The sequence below is a fragment of the Cognatishimia sp. 1_MG-2023 genome, assembly GCF_030548175.1.
GTDB lineage: Bacteria > Pseudomonadota > Alphaproteobacteria > Rhodobacterales > Rhodobacteraceae > Cognatishimia.
The window spans coordinates 78,508-98,106 of record NZ_JAUORX010000005.1 but is presented as its reverse complement, the minus strand read 5'-3'; the positions used below and the strand labels follow the sequence as shown (position 1 = coordinate 98,106).

The following is a 19,599-nucleotide window of genomic DNA, read 5'->3' as shown; positions in this document are numbered from 1 at the left end:
AACCTATGACCGACAGCACGAAATCCGCGACACTCTCGATTGATGGTGTGTCCTACGATCTGCCGATCTTTTCACCAACCGCCGGTCCTGATGTCGTTGATATCCGCAAGCTTTATGCACAAGCTGGTGTTTTCACATATGACCCGGGCTTCACCTCCACTGCGTCTTGTGACTCGACCATCACATTCATTGATGGCGGTAAAGGTGAGCTCCTGCACCGCGGTTATCCAATTGATCAACTGGCTGGCAAATCGCATTATCTCGAAGTTTGCTATCTGTTGCTTTACGGTGAACTGCCAAGCGCCGCAGAGCTGGAAGATTTTGAAAGCCGCGTAACCAACCACACGATGATTCACGAGCAAATGGTGAACTTCTTCCGTGGTTTCCGTCGTGATGCGCACCCAATGGCGATTATCACTGGCGTTGTTGGCGCGATGTCTGCGTTCTACCATGACTCCACCGACATCACCGATCCTTGGCAGCGCGAAGTTGCGTCTATTCGCCTGATCGCGAAGATGCCAACGATTGTCGCGATGGCGTATAAGTACACAATTGGTCAGCCGTTTGTGCACCCACGCAATGATCTGGACTACGCGTCCAACTTCTTGCGCATGTGCTTTGCTGTGCCTGCCGAAGATTACGAAGTGAACCCGATCCTAGCACGCGCTATGGACCGTATCTTTACACTTCATGCGGACCACGAGCAGAACGCCTCTACTTCGACTGTACGCTTGGCCTCCTCTTCTGGTGCGAACCCATTTGCGTGTATCGCTGCTGGTGTCGCTTGCCTTTGGGGTCCGGCACACGGTGGTGCAAACCAAGCATGCCTAGAAATGCTGCGTGAAATTGGAACCGTTGATCGTATTCCAGAATTCATTGCACGCGCAAAAGACAAGAACGATCCGTTCCGTCTGATGGGCTTTGGTCACCGTGTTTACAAAAACACCGACCCACGTGCGACAGTTCTAAAACAATCTGCTGACGAAGTGCTTGAGCTTCTGGGTGTTGAAAACAACCCGCTATTGCAAGTTGCAAAAGAGCTAGAGCAAACTGCCTTGAACGATCCATACTTCGTCGAGAAGAAACTTTTCCCGAACGTGGACTTCTATTCTGGCATCATCCTAGAAGCGATGGGTTTCCCAACGTCTATGTTCACACCGATCTTTGCTCTGTCCCGTACAGTAGGCTGGATTTCGCAGTGGAAAGAGATGATCAGCGATCCAACAATGAAAATTGGTCGCCCTCGTCAGCTGTACACGGGCGAAACGCTGCGTGATTACACAGACATCGAAAACCGCTAAGCTTTACGCCAAGCGCTAGTTTTGTTGACGCCTCCGATCCAATGATCGGGGGCGTTTTTTATTGTTTTCGATTTTAGATCAGGGAAAGTAAAATTCTGCCCTATTCAGAAAAATTCATTGACCTAACACACAGATTTCGTTGATTTTCCCAATATTGCTTTATTCAATTTTGGTGCCTTAATGGAATTTTTATTACTCCTGTTTTTCCCTGCGCTTTTCCTTCTAGACACTGGCAGTGGTTCTGATGAGACCTCCGGTGGTGAAGCCCCTTCATCTGGGCCATCAGAGCAAGAAGAAGTCGAGGGTACTTCTGAAGATGACCGCATTTATTCTGGCAATGACGACGAACTCATCTTTGGTTTCGACGGCCACGATACAATTGCGGGCGGCGGCGGTGACGACACCATTCATGGCGGCGACGGTGGGGATCTGATTTTCGGAGAATCTGGTGACGACGAACTACACGGTGGAGCAGACCGTGACTTGATATTCGGCGATGAAGGCGACGACCTAATGCGCGGTGGCAGCCAAAACGATATTTTCGTTGGCGGCGAAGGAAACGACACTGCCCTTGGTGGTTTGCACCACGACACCTTTGTTGGATACAACTTTTCTGAGCTGGGTGAGGCTATCTCTGAGCCCACTCAAGATACAGTTATCCAATTCGCTCGAGCCGATCAGCCGGACACATCTGGGGCTGATACCTTCTATGGCGGTTATGGTGATGACCTTTTCCTTTTAGGAGGAAATGACACTGCTACCGGCGGCGAAGGTGACGATACATTCTTTGTCCCTCACAATCTTGAAGGCATTGCCACAATCACCGATTTTACGCCCGGTGAAGACGTTGTTGTCGTGTCGCACCCAGTCGGTGAAAGCGACGAAATCGAAATTTCTGCCGATTCTCAAGGCAATGCCCTGATCACTCTAAACGGCGAGACCCTAGTTGTTCTAAATGACATGGCGGGTGAGGTTTCAATGACTGACATTAATCTCATCGAACGCAGCGCATAACAACGTAGAATATAGCTACGCGGGCAACGCGTTATCTAGGAACAGAAGAGCCGATGCCCCCTAAGTGGCATCGGCTTTTCGCTGAAATAAATCAACTGAAAGTAGTATTACCGTCCCTCATACTTGGCTGGACGCTTTTCAAGGAAAGCTACAACGCCTTCTTGGAAATCGCGGGTCTTGCCGCAGGCGCCTTGCAGTTTGGCTTCGTGGGCCAATTGCGTATCTAGATTGTTGTCCCAGCTTGCGCGCATCGCGTCTTTGATACGGGAATAGGCAGCCGTTGGCCCATTGGCCAAATGCGCAGCGCGGGATTTCCAATGGGCGTCAAACGCGTCATCTGCGACATGCTCCCAGATCATGCCCCATTCGTCGGCTTGCTTTGCTGAAATCTTATCTGCGAACAATGCAGCGCCCATAGCTTTGGCCATGCCCATCTGGCGCGGCAACATGTAAGTGCCGCCCGCGTCTGGCATAAGGCCAATGCGTGCAAAGGCTTGAATGAAGTAGGCACTTTCTGTTGCAATAACAACGTCAGCCGCCAAGGCGAGGTTCGCCCCTGCCCCAGCTGCAGCGCCGTTCACAGCGGCAATCACTGGGATTGGGCAATCCAGGATCGCGCGGATCATAGGTGTGTATTCGTCACGCAGGGTTCGCTCTAAATCCAAAGTGGCCGCGTTGCCGCCGTCTCCTAGATCTTGCCCCGAACAGAATGCGCTGCCTGCGCCCGTTAGCACAACAACACGAATACCCTGTGTGTGCCCATGCAACGATATATCGCGCACGGCATGAGTGATCTCTGCGCGCATCTGTGCGTTCAGCGCGTTCATCTTTTCTGGACGGTTCAGGGTGATGGTTCCGACACCGTCTGTCACATCCAATGTTATTGCTTGATAGTCCATAAGAGCCTCGCCTCTGTTTGCGCTCAAGATAAGCGTGGCGCAGCCCTTGTGAAGAGCAACCAGACGTCAATCTTGCAGAATTTCATCCAAACGCGATTTTTCTTCATCGGTTAGCGGAACTTCACCCTGTTTAGGAGCAGTTGATCGACGCCTTAGGTAAATCCCCCCCATGCCAAGGGCGAATATTAACATTGCAGGTCCGGACGCCCAAAGCACAAGGTTACTGCCACCAGTCTGTGGATTCAGCAGAACATACTCGCCATAGCGCGCGACGATGAATTCGATCACTTCAGGGTCGCTATCCCCAGCAACCAAGCGTTCGCGGACCAAAAGACGAAGGTCCCTTGCGATGTCCGCGTTGCTTTCGTCGATGTTTTCATTGCGGCACACAAGGCAACGCAAATCCTTAGAGATCAGCCGCGCACGGGTTTCCAAAATTTGGTTCGGTAGAACTTCGTCTGGCTGAACCGCCAAAGCAGGTGCCGCAAGCATCAACATGATAAAAACAAGACGCTTCATTCTGCGGCCACTCCTGCTTTGCCCGTTTTATGTGCGCCAGCCGCCACGCGATAGCGTCGGTCGGTCAAGCTAAAGACACCGCCAAAGGCCATCATCAAACAGCCCAGCCAAATCCAATTGGTCAGCGGTTTGATATAAGTGCGCATCGTGAATCCACCGTCATTCTGTGCCTCGCCAATCACCACATACACATCGCGCATAACGCGGTAATCAATGGCCGCTTCTGTCGTTGGCATTGCGGCCACAGGGTAGACGCGTTTCTCTGGTGTCAAAGTCGCGACGAATGCGCCATTTTTGGTGACGCGCACTTGGCCCATAGTGGACAGGTAGTTCGGGCCCTCGACGTCATCCACGGATTGTAGGGTCAGCTCATAGCTGCCAACATCAAACGGCTGGTTCAAATAGGCCACGCGAATGTCTTCTTGTTCCCACGCGGTTAGGCCAGACACTCCCAAAATGGTAACGCCAAGCCCGGCATGAGCAAACGCTTTGCCCCAGTCAGCACCGGGAAGTCTTAACATGCGCTTAAAGCGGCCCATAAGCGCGCCACGTCCTGTTCGGCTGAAGATGTCTACAACCGCACCAAAAACGACCCATGCGCCAAGGAACATACCAATTGGGCCCAGCAGGCTTTTGCCCGATTGCATTGTCCAGACCAGACCAGCCAAAGCCACGGCCAAACCGAAGGCAGGCCAAACCACTTTGGTTGCACGCCCCAACTTGGCACGTTTCCATGGCAGCATCGCCCCAATCGGCAGGATCGCACCCAGCGCGACCATAAAGGGCGTGAAGGCCATATTGAAAAATGGCGCACCCACGCTGAGTTTTCGGTCAAAGAACAGCTCTGCGATCAACGGCCAGATGGTGCCGATGAACACGACAAAGCAGGCGACGGCCAGTAGGATGTTATTTAGCAGCAGCGCGCTTTCACGGCTGACCATGCTAAAGACGCCTTTGGCCTCTAACGCCCCTGCCCGTGCGGCGAACAGCATCAAGGCCCCGCCCATAAAGATCGCTAAGATGGCGAGGATAAACACACCGCGCTCTGGATCGTTGGCAAAAGCATGCACAGAAGTAATGACGCCGGAGCGTACGATGAACGTCCCTATCAACGAAAAGCCAAAGGCGAGGATCGCCAAGAGGATCGTCCAGCTTTTCAGGCTTTCGCGCTTTTCAACAACGATAGCGGAATGCAGCAAAGCCGCTGCCAAAAGCCAAGGCATAAAGGACGCGTTTTCGACGGGATCCCAGAACCAGAAACCGCCCCAGCCCAATTCGTAATAGGCCCACCAAGAGCCAAGCGCGATGCCGATGGTTAGGAAAATCCATGCGGCCAACGTCCAAGGACGCACCCAGCGCCCCCAAGCGGCGTCAACGCGGCCTTCGATCAGTGCAGCAACCGCAAAGCTAAAGGCCAGCGAAAGCCCCACGTAGCCGAGGTATAGGAACGGCGGATGAAACGCGAGACCCGGGTCTTGCAACAACGGGTTCAAGCCTTGGCCATTAAACGGAACTTCTTCCATCCGAATGAATGGGTTTGAAGTCAGCAGAATAAAGGCAAAGAAGGCCACAGCAATTGAGGATTGCACCGCCAAAGCTCGGGCGCGTAAACCGGGTGGTAGGTTGCCACCAAACCAAGCCAGGCACGCGCCAAACAGCGTCAGGATCAGCACCCAAAGCAACATCGACCCTTCGTGGTTTCCCCAAACACCGCTGACCTTATACAGCATCGGTTTAAGCGTGTGCGAGTTGGCATAAACCAAGCGCACCGAAAAATCTGACACCACAAATGCATGGGTCAGCGCGCCAAAGGCAAACAGCGTCAACATGAATTGCGCGGTGGCCGCAGGCTCGGCCAGGGCCATCCAGCCCGGCCAGCGCTTATGCGCACCAACAAGAGGAACAATCGCCTGCACCACGGCGGTGAGGGCAGCAAGAATTAGGGCGAAGTGGCCAAGCTCTGTAATCATGCGTTTGGTATACGCCTGCGAGTCAGGCAGGCCAATTCAATTCGGCGTGCCTGATGTGCTCGTTTTGTCGCGGCTGTTAGCGGGTAGAGTGGTGCCAATCGGTCAGTGCGGGATTAGTATCCTCTGGTTGCGACTGATCAGAAACTCGAAGTAAAGCTGAGGATTGAGTCAAAGAATTCGCCATATAGCGTTGAAATTCCTGCCCTTTCTTCTGGTGCCGCGCCCCAAAGTAAAAGCTAACAACAACCCCAAGCAACCACCAAAGCGGTTCCGGCACCAAAGCAATCCCCTGCATACGGGCAGCGAACCAGATCGGGTCAACCATGGCAGAAATAAACAACCCCAAACATCCCAACGCCATCATCGGACGCGGCAGTCGGTTGACCGCATCCATCACCCGATCAAACAACCCGCGTTGCCCGGGCAAGAATTCATCGCCAAATTGCGCGAGGGCCGCCGTGTGACGCAGATGATCCCGCGCCGCGCCCGACTCAGCATTTTCGCGAAACACCTCTGCTGTCTCCCGCACCACATTGCGCCCATTGCCAAAGACAAAATCCAATAGCGTCGCGATCATCCCCATGTCGCCACCCGTGCTTTAAATTCTCGATCACTCAGATGATACCGCGCGGACATAAACGCCTCTGCCCGTTTGATCCAACCGCCCTTGCCCCCCGCCCGGCTGCGCGCATATTTGCGCGAGGCTGGGCGACGGTCGGCTAATTTGAAATAGAAATTGCGGCGGGCAATCGCATAGGCGTCCACGAAATGATTGGGGGCAAGGCTTGCCGCAGCTTCGGCTGCTTGTACAGTTTGCGGACCAATCGCGCCGTCAATCGTCACCTCTTGCCCCATCTGGCACAAAAGCCGTTGCAGGATTTTGACCGCATTGCGCCCCGCATTCACATACATATCAAATACAGATGGCTGAATGGCTGCTGGCAAATTCGCGATACCGGGCGCGCGATAGTAGTGATCCAGAAACAGCGACACCGCTTGTTTGCGGCTAACACGACGCACATCAGCCGCGTCCACATCACCATCACCGTCCAAATCCAAGCCCAATTGGCGCAGCGTGCCAATCGTGACGCCAAATTTCGTTGCCCCACCCGGATCGTCTGGATCATTCACATAGCCGCCCTCTCGATCCACAATCTCTTTAGCAATTTGTTCAACATTCAGCATTTGCCACCTCGCGTTACTGTTGGCGCAAACCGTGGCGGACAAGCTGTTAAGGCGCTGCAACCACTCCGAACGGAGCGGATGCAACACGGCCCCAAACGAAAAGACCCGAAAGCAAGGCTTCCGGGTCTCTTACAAATTCAAATGTTAGTAACTCTTAGCTACCAGGCTCAACATAAACACCCTGTTCTTTCAGGGCATCTATTACTTCCTTTGGCATATAAGTTTCGTCATGTTTGGCAAGGATTTCAGAGGCTTCAAAGACACCGTTCACATACCGGCCGGTGCCGACCATCCCTTGGTTTTCCTCAAACAAATCAGGCAACACCCCGGTAAAGGCCACAGCAACGGTTTCACCTCCATCTGTCACACGAAAGGTCACGGTTTTACCTTCACTGCGCACCAATGAACCTTCTTCGACCAAACCGCCAATTCGAAACACTTCGTTTGGCGCAGGTGGTTCAGCAATCACTTGTGACGGAGAGCGGAAGAAGTTGATGCCATCGCGCATCGCATAGCCGATCAATGCCGTCGACAACGCCAACGCCACCGCGGCCACGATGATCACTTGAATGCGTCTTTTCTTCTTCAGGCCCTTCATGCGCCCTCTCCTAAATTAGGGGAAACAAGGGGCCAGCATCAGGCCGGTTGTTTCCTCGATACCCAGCATCAGGTTCGCGTTTTGCAACGCCTGCCCACTGGACCCTTTGGTCAGGTTATCCAAGGCTGCGACAACAATCGCCCGCCCTTCGATCCGATCCGCTGTCACACCGATGTGGCAAAAGTTGCTGCCACGCACATGCCGCGTGCTTGGCGCTTGGCCAAACGGCAACATCTGGATGAACGGTTCATCTTTATACGCGGCCGCCAGAGTGTCATGGATCACCTGCGCATCACCTTGCACATAAACCGTCGCCAGAATACCCCGGTTCGCGGGAATGAGATGCGGCGTGAACTGCACCTTAACTGGGCGACCAGCGATCAAGCTGAACTCTTGGTCAAACTCACCAAGATGCCGATGCGTGCCACCCAAAGCATAAGGGTGATACCCCTCGCTCAGCTCCGCGTGTAATAGATTCTCCTTCAGCGACCGTCCTGCGCCAGACACTGCACATTTCAGATCAAGAATGATCTGATCCAGATCAATCACACCCGCCTCAATCAACGGACGCAATGCATATTGGCCCGTCGCCGCGTTACAGCCCGTGCCCGCCACCAAACGCGCGGATTTGATGTCGTCACGATAGAATTCTGTAAGGCCGTAAACCGCTTCGGCTTGTTGCTCTAGCGCGTCATGCTGGCCACCGTACCATTTCACGTATTCTTCTGGATCACGCAGACGGAAATCCGCGGATAAATCAACGATCTTCACGGTCTTTGGCAAATCCCGAATGACACGTTGGCTGGTCGCATGTGGGAGGCCACAGAAAACCAGATCAACATTATCAAAATCAATTTGGTCGATCTTGATCAGATCCGGCAAATTCAGATGACGCAAATGTGGAAACACATCAGCCATGGCCATGCCGGCCTTTGAATTCGCGCCTAAGGCGACGATTTCCATGGAGGGATGTGTGGCGATTAAACGAACAAGTTCCGCACCTGTGTAGCCACTGGCACCAAGAATTGCGATCTTATGGGTCATGTCAGACCTTTCTAGCAGTGCCCCTCACAAGGGGCCTAGGCCATACCGGCCTGAAAACAGTCATAGGGGTTTTAGGGATGTCGCGGGCTTACATCAAGCCGAGATGAATTCGACCCGTCGTCGCAAGAACTGCGTTGCCCGATCAGATACGGTTTTCGGATCACCGGTCGTAAGGAACATGCTTTCCGTCCCAGTCCCAAGCATCTTTGGATGACGCTCTAAATAGTCACCAAGGCTGTCCGCCACCAAATTCGCTTGGCTGTACACTTTAACATCTTCGCCCAAGGCAGCCTGAAACGTATCTTCCATCCATGGGTAATGGGTGCAACCAAGAATTGCCGCTTCGGGGTTTGGCATTTTGCGCTTCAAGGCATCGACATGGCTGCGCACCAAAGCTTCGGCAAGGATCGCATCACCGTCTTCGATGGCATCAACAACACCACCACAGGCCTGCGCCTCGACATCAACACCAATTGCACGGAACGCCAACTCCCGTTGAAACGCGCGGCTGGACACGGTGGCGGGCGTCGCAAACAAAGCCACATGCTTCACGGCCACCTCGCGCGGCGGGCTATTATCGCCCCACTGACGTTCTGTCATGGCCTCGATCAAAGGCACAAAAACACCAAGCACACGCTTGTCATCTGGCAACCAGCTTTCTTGCATCCGGCGCAGCGCGGCCGCACTTGCGGTGTTACACGCCAAGATCACCAAATCACAGCCCGCTTCCCACAAGCGCTCAACAGACTTGGTCGTCAGGTTGAAAATATCATCCGCATCTCGAACCCCATAAGGTGCATGCGCATTATCGCCGAAATAGACGGTTGGAACATCCGGCAGACGTTTGCTGACTGCGTCATACACAGTCAATCCACCCAAACCACTATCAAAAATCCCGACGGCCATAGCGCTTACCTTTGCCTAATGAGACTTTTTGTCCCGGTATTTCTCTTCAAATTCAAAACCATATGACGTGGAGTCAAGTGGTGTCGGTGATAAAGCATAAGTTTCGCGTCTTAGGAAGTCCATGAGGCGTTTTGTATCTTTGGCGCGTGCTTTCAGCTCTGATTGATCAATCGGTTTCCCCACAACAATCCTCACCGGCGTATTCACACGCTTCCGAAACTCTCGGATCAAGAACCCCATACGCAAGGTATAATGTAGGTGACTGGCCACCTGAAACAACCGCGTGGTCGTTCCGTCAAAAAAGATCGGCACGACCTGTGCATCGGTCTTGGCGACCATGCGTGCCGTGAATCCACGCCAGGCGGGATCAAGTGGCGCGCCAAAGGGCGTGGCCGCTGTGCTAACCGTTCCACCGGGAAAGATACCAATAGCCCCGCCATCGCGCAGGTAATCCACTGCCACTTTGCGCGTCTGCAAATTAAGCTTCATCGCGGCTTTGGTTTCCTCAAAGCTGATCGGCAAGATGATGCGGTTCAAATCCTCGGCTTTGCGAAACACCTGATGCGCCAAAATACGGAAATCACCACGCAATTCGCTTAAGATATGCCCCATGATCAACCCATCCATGATCCCATAAGGATGGTTGGCGATCAGTAACAATGGCCCGTCTCGCGGAATATCCGCCAAGTCGCCACCAATGACCTCTAGCTTTAGGCCATAGCGATTCACCATCACGTCCCAAAAATCGCGCCCCTGCCCGACTTCGATCTCATAGCCTTTGGCCCGTTTGATCAAATTGACCCGACCTGTCGTATTCTCAAGAAAACGGATCATAGTGCGGCCTGCCGCAGTTGTCGCCGAATGGGCATAGCTGATGTCGCGGACAATCGCGCGCTGTGACGTCATGGGTCGGCTCCGGTTTCCTACAGCTAGATAGGCATGCTGCAAAAAAAGACACAGCCCCGAGTTCAGGGCTGCGTCGTATTTGTCATAACGTTGTGGTCAGAAGGTCACTCTGCCGCGTGAGGCAACTCTGTAGGTGTCCGAAGCGCTGCCAACAGCTCTTCGCGACGCTTCGCAGCCTTTGCTTCATTCGCTTCCTTCACCGGCCCATAACCACGAATTTGCGTTGGCAATTCCGCCAAGGCGACAGCAGCGTCATGCGCCTCAGCACCCTGAGTTGGCAAAATCTGCGCCATATCCGCTTCGTATTGCGCAATCAAAGCACGCTCCATTTTGCGTTCTGCGGTTTTGCCAAAGATGTCAAACGCCGTTCCACGCAGCCCCTTCATCCTGGCAAGAATGCCAAACCACCGCAGCATGCCCTCGCCAAATTCACGTTTCATGGGGCGACCACCGGGGCCCATTTTGGAAATGATCGGCGGTGCCAAATTAAAGGTCATCTTGAAATCACCGTCAAACTGTTCTGCCGCTTTTGCCCGCGTTTCCAGATGCATACGTGCCACCTCGTATTCATCTTTGTAGGCCAACAGCTTGTGATACCCAATCGCAACTGCCTCTTTCAGACGCGCATCTTGAATGCCATCCACCAGCTTGCGGTATTTTTTCGCCAGCCCCTGACCTTGGTATTTCACCAAATGATCCGCCCGAAAGGCAATCTTTTCCTCTAAGGACTTCGGCAGCTCCGCAACACTTGGCGCCAGCATCTTTTGCGCCTCTTCCGGATACAAGGCCGCCCACCGACCCAACTCAAAAGCCCGTAGGTTCTCATCCACCTTGGCACCATTCAACGTAATCGCATGCATAATAGCATCACGGCTAACTGGGATCTGACCTAGCTGCCAAGACGCCCCAAAGATCATCATGTTGGAATAGATGGAATCTCCCATTGTGATCCGCGCCAGATCAGAAGCATCAAACAACATCACGCCATCCCGCAGACGCGCTTGCAGTTGCAACGCCAAGCGGTCGCCGGGAATGGTAAAGTCAGTATTCCGAGTGAACTCACCAGTAATGATCTCGTGGCTATTCACCACAGCCCCCGTGCGCCCGGCAGAGGTCAGCCCAAGGGTCTTTGCCCCAGCACTGACCACCAGATCACCACCGATCAACGCGTCACATTCCCCGGTCGCCACACGAATGGCGCTGATGTCGTCCGGCGTTTCCGCAAGCCGACAATGGATATGCACCGCACCGCCCTTTTGCGCCAAACCGGCCATTTCCATCATGCCAGCTGCTTTGCCATCAATCTGCGCAGCCTGAGCTAGAACCGCACCGATGGTCACAATCCCTGTGCCACCAACACCTGTCATAACAACGTTATGCGTGCCTTGAATGACCTTTATCTCTGGTTCTGGCATATCCGGCAGCTCTAAACTGGCAGAGGCCTCTTTCTTGATCGTAGCCCCCTGCAAGGTCACGAACGACGGGCAGAACCCATTCACACAGCTAAAGTCTTTGTTACAGCTCGACTGATCAATCCCACGCTTTCGGCCAAGCTCTGTTTCAACCGGAACGATCGACACACAGTTGGATTGCACACCGCAATCACCACAGCCCTCGCAAACATCTGTATTGATGAAAACGCGTTTATCTGGGTCCGGAAAGGCACCGCGCTTGCGACGGCGGCGCTTTTCATTTGCGCAGGTTTGCACGTAAACAATCGCCGATACACCCTTGATAGTCTTCATTTTATCCTGAACGGCCATAAACTCGGCACGTTCATGAACCATCAAACCTGACGGGAATTGCTTTAGGTCAATGTCCTCTTTTTCGTCATAGACCAGCGCGATGTTCTTTACTCCCATCGCCTGCAATTCGCGAGTGATTTGCGGCGCATCAATACCGCCATCAATCGGCTGACCACCGGTCATAGCCACCGCGTCATTGTAGAGGATTTTGTAGGTAATATTTGTCCCCGCCGCCAAAGCTGCCCGGATCGCCAAAGACCCAGAATGCGTATAGGTCCCATCCCCCAAGTTCTGGAAAATATGATCGCGCTTGGAAAAGGGCGCTTCGCCAACCCAATTCACGCCTTCTCCACCCATTTGAGTAAACCCGACAGAGTTTCGATCCATCCACTGCACCATATAGTGACAACCAATACCCGCCCCACCGCGACTGCCATCCGGCACGCGCGTTGACGTATTATGCGGACAGCCCGAACAATAATGCGGCACACGACTTGCCAAGTCCTCGGCATTATCCGCCTTTTGCGCAGCATCCAGCGTAGATAGCCCCGCCTTCACAGCATCCGTGCCACGGCCCTCTTCAATCAGAATACCGCCAATTTTCTGCGCAATCATAATCGGATCGAGTGCCCCGCGCGTTGGGAACAGCTCTTCGTCATGCATGCGCCCCGCGCCGCCTTTGTACCACCCATACACACGGCGACCACGGCGGTCATCAAAGATGGCTTCTTTAACCTGAACCTCAATCAGCTTGCGCTTTTCTTCAACGATAACAATCAGATCAAGCCCCTCGGCCCATTCGTGAAAGCTCTTCATATCCAATGGGAAGGTTTGACCAATCTTATAGGTCGTCACACCCAGACGCTCAGCCTCGGCCTCATCAATACCCAGCAGTGACATCGCATGCGACAGATCGAGCCAATTCTTACCCGCAGCCACAAAACCGATCTTTGCACCGGATTTCCCCCAAACGCGTTTATCCATCTTGTTGGCACGCGAGAAGGCCTCGGCCGCGAACCGCTTGTGATCAATCATGCGCGTTTCTTGGTCATGTGGCGTATCCGGCGTGCGGATATTCAAACCGCCAACGGGCATCTCAAACTCTGGCGTGACCAAGTTGACCCGATCAATGCTGCCATCAATCACAGCCGTCGCTTCGATTGTGTCTTTCATGGTCTTCAAACCAACCCAAACACCTGCAAACCGCGACAACGCCAAGCCATACAGCCCGTAATCAATGATCTCTTGCACACCCGCTGGTGACACAACCGGCATATAGGCATCCACAAGCGCCCATTCCGATTGGTGCAACACGGTTGAGCTTTCGCCAGTGTGGTCATCCCCCAGCGCCATCAACACACCACCATGCTTTGACGTCCCCGCCATATTCGCATGGCGCATCACGTCGCCTGTACGGTCCACACCTGGCCCTTTGCCGTACCAGAGACCAAACACACCATCGTATTTGCCCTCGCCCCGCATCTCTGCCTGCTGCGTGCCCCACAATGCTGTAGCGGCGAGGTCTTCGTTCAAACCCGACTGAAACGACACATCCGCGGGTTCCAGATGAGGTTTCGCACGTGTCATGACGCTATCCACCGCGCCAAGCGGTGACCCGCGATACCCAGACACATAGCCCGCAGTGTTCAATCCCGCAGCGGTATCACGCGCTTTTTGGGTCAACATCAGGCGAACCAACGCCTGTGTCCCGTTTAATAAAACCTGATCTTTGGAAAGGTCGAACTTATCGTTCAACGATACCTTTTGGATGCTCATCTGGCGTCTCCCCTCGCGGCTCGATGATAAAATTAGTATAGCTGAATATTGGGTCACAATTACTGACCCAAACAAGGGAATTTTGCGACACTCCAAATTAAACGTCGCGTCACATGTTTCGTTTTTTCTTAGATTCTTGTATGGCGCTAACAGGTTAGCGAAAGTTGCGGATATGGACTGGGATAAGCTAAGAATCTTTCACGCGGTTGCCGACGCTGGTAGCCTCACACACGCGGGTGACACCCTTCATTTGTCACAATCCGCGGTGTCTCGGCAGGTGCGCGCCCTCGAAGAGAGCCTGAACACCATTCTTTTTCACCGGCATGCACGTGGACTGATTCTCACAGAACAAGGCGAGTTGCTCTTTGATGCAACGCGCGCAATGTCCAAACGTTTGGATGCTGCCTCTGCTCGAATCCGCGACAGCGAAGAAGAAGTCTTTGGCGAACTACGCGTCACGACCACTTTGGGGTTTGGCACACTGTGGCTCGCTCCTCGCCTGCACAAACTTTATGAAATGTACCCTGATTTGAACATCGACCTGATGCTCGAAGAAAAGGTGCTTGATTTACCGATGCGCGAAGCCGATGCCGCCATCCGCATGAAAGAGCCAAGTCAAGCAGACCTCATCCGTAAACGCCTTATGAGCGTACGAATGAGGTTATATGCGACCCAAGAGTACCTAAATAGGAACGGCGTTCCTGAAAGTCAGACGGATTTATCGACTCATCGCTTGATTTGCCAACGGACTGACGCAACCCAAGTTGGGGCAAGTTCGGCCCTGACCCAATCCATTTTGACCAATGACATACCGTCGCGGTTAATGGTGAATAACTATTTTGGCGTGTTGCAAGCCGTACTACATGACCTTGGAATCGGCATTCTTCCTGACTACGTGGTCGAGGAATCCCCAGATCTTGTGCGCGTTCTTCCAGACATTGAAAGCGCTGAAGTGCCCGTTTATTTAGCCTACCCAGAAGAATTGCGGCACTCTAAGCGGATTCAAGCCTTCCGTGACTTTGTACAGGAAGAGATCAAAATCCACCGCAAACACCTGAAAGAACAAGGAAAATCATAAGCTATGCACAAATTGCATAGCGGCTTTGCCGCACTTGCGGCCTAGATTTTCTTGAAAGTTTTCAATTTGCTTACTATTTGATCTCTCGAAGACGGTGATTGCTTATACGCTCATCATCTTCAACCTCCCTGTTGGACTTCGGCCGAGCTTATTGCTCGGCCTTTTTTTTGCCTGCTTAAAATTCACAGAAGCAGGGTGCGTAGCCCCCCTTCCCCAAACCGCCCCAATCTATTAAGAGACGGCCAACGCGGAACCCCTAAGGGAATCTAGAGACATGCAAGATCCAGAAATCACCCAAGACGTCATCGCAGCTCATGGCTTTACGCCAGACGAATACGCTGAGGTGATCAACATTCTGGGACGTGAACCAAACTTCACAGAAATGGGTATCTTTTCGGCGATGTGGAACGAGCATTGTTCCTACAAGTCCTCCAAAAAATGGCTCCGCACTCTCCCAACCGAAGGTCCACAGGTTATCTGTGGCCCAGGCGAAAACGCGGGTATCGTTGATATTGGCGATGGTCAGGCCGTGGTCTTCAAAATGGAAAGCCACAACCACCCGTCCTACATCGAACCTTACCAAGGTGCGGCAACCGGCGTTGGCGGCATTCTGCGCGATGTCTTTACAATGGGTGCACGCCCAATCGCTGCGATGAATTCCTTGTCCTTCGGCGAAACCTCCCACCCGAAAACCAAGCAATTGGTCAACGGTGTGGTCGAAGGTGTCGGCGGATACGGCAACTGCTTTGGTGTTCCAACCGTTGGCGGCGAAGTACGCTTCCACCCAGCTTACAATGGAAACTGCCTCGTGAACGCCTTTGCCGCAGGCTTGGCCGACACTGATAAAATCTTCTACTCCGCCGCTTCCGGTGTGGGCATGCCTGTTGTCTACCTTGGCGCGAAAACCGGCCGTGATGGCGTTGGCGGCGCGACTATGGCGTCAGCGGAATTTGACGACACAATCGAAGAGAAACGCCCAACCGTTCAGGTCGGCGACCCCTTCACCGAAAAACGCCTGATGGAAGCCACACTAGAGCTGATGCAAACCGGCGCCGTGATTTCCATCCAAGATATGGGCGCTGCGGGCCTGACCTGCTCTGCCGTTGAAATGGGTGACAAAGGTGGCCTTGGCGTTAAGCTAAACCTCGAAGACGTGCCTCAGCGCGAAGAGAACATGACAGCTTACGAAATGATGCTGTCTGAATCCCAAGAGCGCATGTTGATGGTTCTCAACCCAGAACTCGAAGCAGAAGCGCGCGCCGTTTTCGTGAAATGGGATCTGGACTTCGCAATCGTTGGCGAAACAATGGCCGAAGACCGCTTCTTGATCATGCACAACGGCGAAGTCAAAGCCGACCTGCCACTGTCTAAATTGTCCTCCACAGCACCTGAGTACGACCGCCCATGGGTGGAAACACCAAAAGCTGACGATCTGGCAGATGTTCCAGAGATTGACGCGATTGACGGCCTAAAAGCCCTGATCTCCTCTCCAAACTACGCGGGCAAACAGTGGGTCTATGATCAATACGACTCCATGGTTATGGCGGATACAGCACGCGGCCCGGGCAAAGGCTCTGGTCTTCTGCGTGTCCACGGTACCGACAAAAAGCTGGCCTTCACCTCTGACGTGACCCCACGCTATGTCAAAGCCAACCCAGTCGAAGGAGGCAAACAAGCCGTTGCCGAAGCTTACCGCAACCTAACAGCTGTTGGCGCGCGCCCATTGGCAACAACCGACAACATGAACTTTGGTAACCCAGAGAAACCAGAGATCATGGGCCAATTCGTTGGCGCCATAAAAGGTATCGGCGAAGCGGTCAAAGCGTTGGACATGCCAATCGTTTCCGGCAACGTATCTTTGTATAACGAAACCGACGGTAAAGGCATTCTGCCAACGCCAACCATCGGCGCTGTTGGTCTTGTGGCCGCTGGCGAAGAAGCCATCGAAGGTGACGTACGCGAAGGCCATGTTGCCCTATTGATCGGCGACACCGAAGGCCACCTAGGCCAATCCGCCCTACTGGCCGAAGTCTTCAACCGCGAAGAAGGTGATGCGCCAAAGGTCGATCTGGCCGCTGAAAAGCGCAACGGTGACTTCATCCGCGACAACCGCGACCTGATCAAAGTCTGCACAGACTTGGCAGATGGCGGCCTTGCATTGGCAGCCTTCGAACTGGCCGAAGCCGCAGGCGTTGGTGTTGTGCTTGACGCATCAGATACACCAACCCTCTTTGGCGAAGATCAGGCGCGTTACCTTGTGGCCTGCAACTTTGACCAAGCAGAGGCTCTGATGGCACGCGCAGGTTCTGCCGGCGTTCCAATCCACTCTGTTGGTAAATTCACAGGCGACACCGTTCGCTTTGGTAAATCCGAAGCACCACTTGGCGATCTTGCCGCGATTTTCCGCAGCAGCTTCGCCGACGCGGTGGCCTAACATGTCGGGGAAAGTTTCTTCTTTCCCAGACTTGAAACCGGATTGCACAAAATGTGCCGCGCTTTGTTGCGCGGCATATCCATTTGATGACGATGAAGATTTCGGCCTGCAAAAACAAGTCGATACCCCCTGCCCAAACCTGTCCAATAGTTGCTTTGACTGCACCATTCACAACAACCTGACCAAACAAGGGTTTCGCGGCTGCGTCGCCTATTCCTGCGCAGGTGCCGGGCAACGTGTCACCCAAGAGCTATTTGATGGGGAAACGTGGCGCGATGATCCTGATCTGCTGACACACATGACCTACGCGCTCCGTGTTCTGCGCCCCATTCACGAAGCCCTGCTCCTACTCGAAGAAGCACAAAACCTACCAATTCCCGAAACGGCCAAAGCGCCGGGTTTGACACTGATGGCAGCACTTTGCCCCGAAAACCCGAAATCCATTTACGACTTTGAAGAGCCAGACCTGCAAGAAGCACTCATGGATGTACCCGATTACCTGCAATCCCTTGCGTCATATATGTAATCTCACTTGCGGCAATTCGCATGCGCTCCTATCCTAACGAAAAAGCCGCGCAGTCTCTCAGTTCCAGTTGTTTCATTTTGGTGTCACCCGATGCTTCGTAATTTGTTTTTCATGATCGGCGCCCACAAAACCGCCAGCACACACTTCCAACGCTCAATGGTTGCCAATGCTGATGTATTAGCGCCCTACGATGTCTCAATTGTGCCGCCCGTGCCGATTGGCACCAACCTCTTTCCCATCAAAAACCTGCTGCGCGATAAGGTCGACGCCAAGCTGCTACAGGCCGCGGGCGAACGGTTTCTGGAAACACATGGCAAAGACGCCAAATCCATCATGCTGATGAATGAAAACATTCCCGGCACGCTGGGGGCCAATATGCTGCTTGCCGGTGATCAGCTCTACAAATTCGGCCCCAAGCGCCTCAAGCGGCTTCTCACGCTCTTTCCCGGCCATCACCACGTGATTGGCCTCGCCATTCGCAACCCGGCAACCTTTGTGGTGTCCGCATGGCAAGAGCACCTCAAGGGCCAGCAGTTTCACAGCTTTGATGACTACGTAAAAGGCATCAACCTAAACGCCCTAAGCTGGGTCAACTACATCGAACGCATGCGCGACGCGGTAGAAACCGACCTCCCCTTCGTTGTTTGGCGCTATGAAGACTACGCAGAGGTCCGCAATCAGATTGTAGAGCTGTTTGCAGCCCCAGAAGCCGCCGAAAAAATCACCTGGCTCGAAGAGACCAGCAACCAAGGTCTCTCGGCCAATGCACTCGATTTCCTCAAAGCCGTCGGGCTCGTCAATAAAAAGAACCGCGCGGACGCTATGGAAATGTTCCCGCGCGGACCAGACGCGCCGCCCTACAGCCCCTTCACGGTCAACCAAACCGCTGAATTGACTGCACTTTATAATGAACAATGGTCCATAATTCAGCGCATGCCCGGCGTTCACGCCCTTACGGTCTAATACGCGCTGGCCCTTGCGCTTGGTCCGTGCCGCACATAAATTCAGAAAAAATATCAAGGACCGCACAAATGCCCATCACCGCTTTCGAAATCGAGCAACTCATTCGCGACGCTTTTCCTGACGCCAAGGTCATCGTCCAAGGTGACGACGGCGCGCATTTCGCGGCCGAGGTCGTTGATGAAAGCTTCCGCGGTAAGAACCGTGTGCAACAACAACGCGCCGTATACGCGGCCCTCAAGGGTAAAATGGATGGCTCCAACGGCGAGCTACATGCACTCGCCCTGACCACCAAAATACCGGAATAACAAATTCGGCGGTCTCCCGCCTCATCCAAAGGATATCGCAATGAGCGACGCTAATACCCGTATCGAAGAAACCGTAAAATCCAACGACGTTGTGCTTTTCATGAAAGGCACAAAAGAGATGCCACAGTGTGGCTTCTCCAGCCGCGTTGCAGGCGTTTTGAACTACATGGGCGTTGAATATGCTGATGTGAACGTTCTGGCTGACGAAGAAATCCGTCAAGGAATCAAAGACTATTCTGACTGGCCAACAATCCCACAGCTTTACATCAAAGGTGAATTTGTTGGCGGTTGCGACATCATCACAGAGATGACGCTATCTGGCGAGCTGGACACAGCATTCGACGACAACGGCGTCGCATACAACAAAGAAATGGCCGACAAAATTCGCGAAGCGAACGGCTAAACTGTTATAAATTCAGTGAATTACCAA

At 53.4% G+C, this 19,599-nt stretch carries 18 protein-coding genes; 8 read left to right on the top strand and 10 right to left on the bottom strand.

The window, feature by feature from the left end:
- Positions 1-5 precede the first annotated feature (5 nt).
- Entirely contained in the window at positions 6-1,301 is a 1,296-nt protein-coding gene (gene gltA / locus Q4544_RS10185) for a citrate synthase (protein WP_303505923.1), read from the top strand.
- 180 nt (positions 1,302-1,481) lie between these two features.
- Positions 1,482-2,315 carry a calcium-binding protein gene (locus Q4544_RS10180; protein WP_303505921.1) on the top strand — a complete coding sequence of 278 codons (834 nt, stop codon included), beginning with the start codon at positions 1,482-1,484 and terminating at the stop codon, positions 2,313-2,315.
- 107 nt (positions 2,316-2,422) lie between these two features.
- On the opposite strand, the gene Q4544_RS10175 is transcribed toward Q4544_RS10180, so the two are convergent.
- The 10 genes from Q4544_RS10175 to Q4544_RS10130 all read right to left on the bottom strand — a co-directional run bounded on the left by Q4544_RS10175 (position 2,423) and on the right by Q4544_RS10130 (position 13,863).
- Positions 2,423-3,214: an enoyl-CoA hydratase-related protein gene (locus Q4544_RS10175; RefSeq protein ID WP_303505919.1), complete on the bottom strand. Its 792-nt coding sequence runs from the start codon at positions 3,212-3,214 to the stop codon at positions 2,423-2,425.
- 66 nt (positions 3,215-3,280) lie between these two features.
- Positions 3,281-3,733, bottom strand: coding sequence for a cytochrome c-type biogenesis protein (locus Q4544_RS10170; protein ID WP_303505917.1), 453 nt, complete (start codon positions 3,731-3,733; stop codon positions 3,281-3,283).
- Positions 3,730-5,703 (bottom strand): heme lyase CcmF/NrfE family subunit, encoded by a 1,974-nt coding sequence (locus Q4544_RS10165; RefSeq protein ID WP_303505915.1) that lies wholly within the window; start codon positions 5,701-5,703, stop codon positions 3,730-3,732. The genes Q4544_RS10170 and Q4544_RS10165 overlap by 4 nt, the downstream gene beginning before the upstream one ends.
- Before the next feature lie 76 nt (positions 5,704-5,779).
- The gene (locus tag Q4544_RS10160; RefSeq protein WP_303505913.1) at positions 5,780-6,286 is read right to left on the bottom strand and encodes a holin family protein; all 507 of its coding nucleotides are present in this window, start codon (positions 6,284-6,286) and stop codon (positions 5,780-5,782) included.
- A complete protein-coding gene (locus Q4544_RS10155) occupies positions 6,277-6,888 on the bottom strand; it encodes a holin-associated N-acetylmuramidase (RefSeq protein ID WP_303505911.1) in 612 nt (203 codons plus the stop codon). Before Q4544_RS10155 ends, Q4544_RS10160 begins: the two co-directional genes overlap by 10 nt.
- Before the next feature lie 154 nt (positions 6,889-7,042).
- On the bottom strand, positions 7,043-7,486 hold the full coding sequence (gene ccmE / locus Q4544_RS10150) for a cytochrome c maturation protein CcmE (RefSeq protein WP_303505910.1): 444 nt from the start codon (positions 7,484-7,486) through the stop codon (positions 7,043-7,045).
- Positions 7,487-7,501: 15 nt separating this feature from the next.
- Positions 7,502-8,530, bottom strand: coding sequence for an N-acetyl-gamma-glutamyl-phosphate reductase (gene argC / locus Q4544_RS10145; protein ID WP_303505909.1), 1,029 nt, complete (start codon positions 8,528-8,530; stop codon positions 7,502-7,504).
- A gap of 93 nt (positions 8,531-8,623) precedes the next feature.
- The gene (locus tag Q4544_RS10140; protein ID WP_303505908.1) at positions 8,624-9,436 is read right to left on the bottom strand and encodes a glutamate racemase; all 813 of its coding nucleotides are present in this window, start codon (positions 9,434-9,436) and stop codon (positions 8,624-8,626) included.
- 15 nt (positions 9,437-9,451) lie between these two features.
- Complete coding sequence (locus Q4544_RS10135; protein ID WP_303505907.1) at positions 9,452-10,342, bottom strand: lysophospholipid acyltransferase family protein; 891 nt, start codon at positions 10,340-10,342, stop codon at positions 9,452-9,454.
- Between the two features lie 104 nt (positions 10,343-10,446).
- Positions 10,447-13,863 carry an indolepyruvate ferredoxin oxidoreductase family protein gene (locus tag Q4544_RS10130; protein WP_303505905.1) on the bottom strand — a complete coding sequence of 1,139 codons (3,417 nt, stop codon included), beginning with the start codon at positions 13,861-13,863 and terminating at the stop codon, positions 10,447-10,449.
- A 172-nt stretch (positions 13,864-14,035) separates the two neighbouring features.
- Between Q4544_RS10130 and Q4544_RS10125 the strand changes: the two genes are divergently transcribed.
- The 6 genes from Q4544_RS10125 to grxD all read left to right on the top strand — a co-directional run bounded on the left by Q4544_RS10125 (position 14,036) and on the right by grxD (position 19,572).
- Complete coding sequence (locus Q4544_RS10125; protein ID WP_303505904.1) at positions 14,036-14,941, top strand: LysR family transcriptional regulator; 906 nt, start codon at positions 14,036-14,038, stop codon at positions 14,939-14,941.
- A gap of 274 nt (positions 14,942-15,215) precedes the next feature.
- Positions 15,216-17,375, top strand: coding sequence for a phosphoribosylformylglycinamidine synthase subunit PurL (gene purL / locus Q4544_RS10120; RefSeq protein ID WP_303505902.1), 2,160 nt, complete (start codon positions 15,216-15,218; stop codon positions 17,373-17,375).
- Between the two features lies 1 nt (position 17,376).
- Positions 17,377-17,901 carry a hypothetical protein gene (locus Q4544_RS10115; protein ID WP_303505900.1) on the top strand — a complete coding sequence of 175 codons (525 nt, stop codon included), beginning with the start codon at positions 17,377-17,379 and terminating at the stop codon, positions 17,899-17,901.
- Positions 17,902-17,991: 90 nt separating this feature from the next.
- Positions 17,992-18,864 (top strand): hypothetical protein, encoded by an 873-nt coding sequence (locus tag Q4544_RS10110; RefSeq protein ID WP_303505898.1) that lies wholly within the window; start codon positions 17,992-17,994, stop codon positions 18,862-18,864.
- A gap of 68 nt (positions 18,865-18,932) precedes the next feature.
- A complete protein-coding gene (locus Q4544_RS10105; RefSeq protein ID WP_303505896.1) occupies positions 18,933-19,169 on the top strand; it encodes a BolA family protein in 237 nt (78 codons plus the stop codon).
- 40 nt (positions 19,170-19,209) lie between these two features.
- The gene (gene grxD, locus Q4544_RS10100; RefSeq protein ID WP_303505894.1) at positions 19,210-19,572 is read left to right on the top strand and encodes a Grx4 family monothiol glutaredoxin; all 363 of its coding nucleotides are present in this window, start codon (positions 19,210-19,212) and stop codon (positions 19,570-19,572) included.
- Positions 19,573-19,599: the final 27 nt, after the last annotated feature.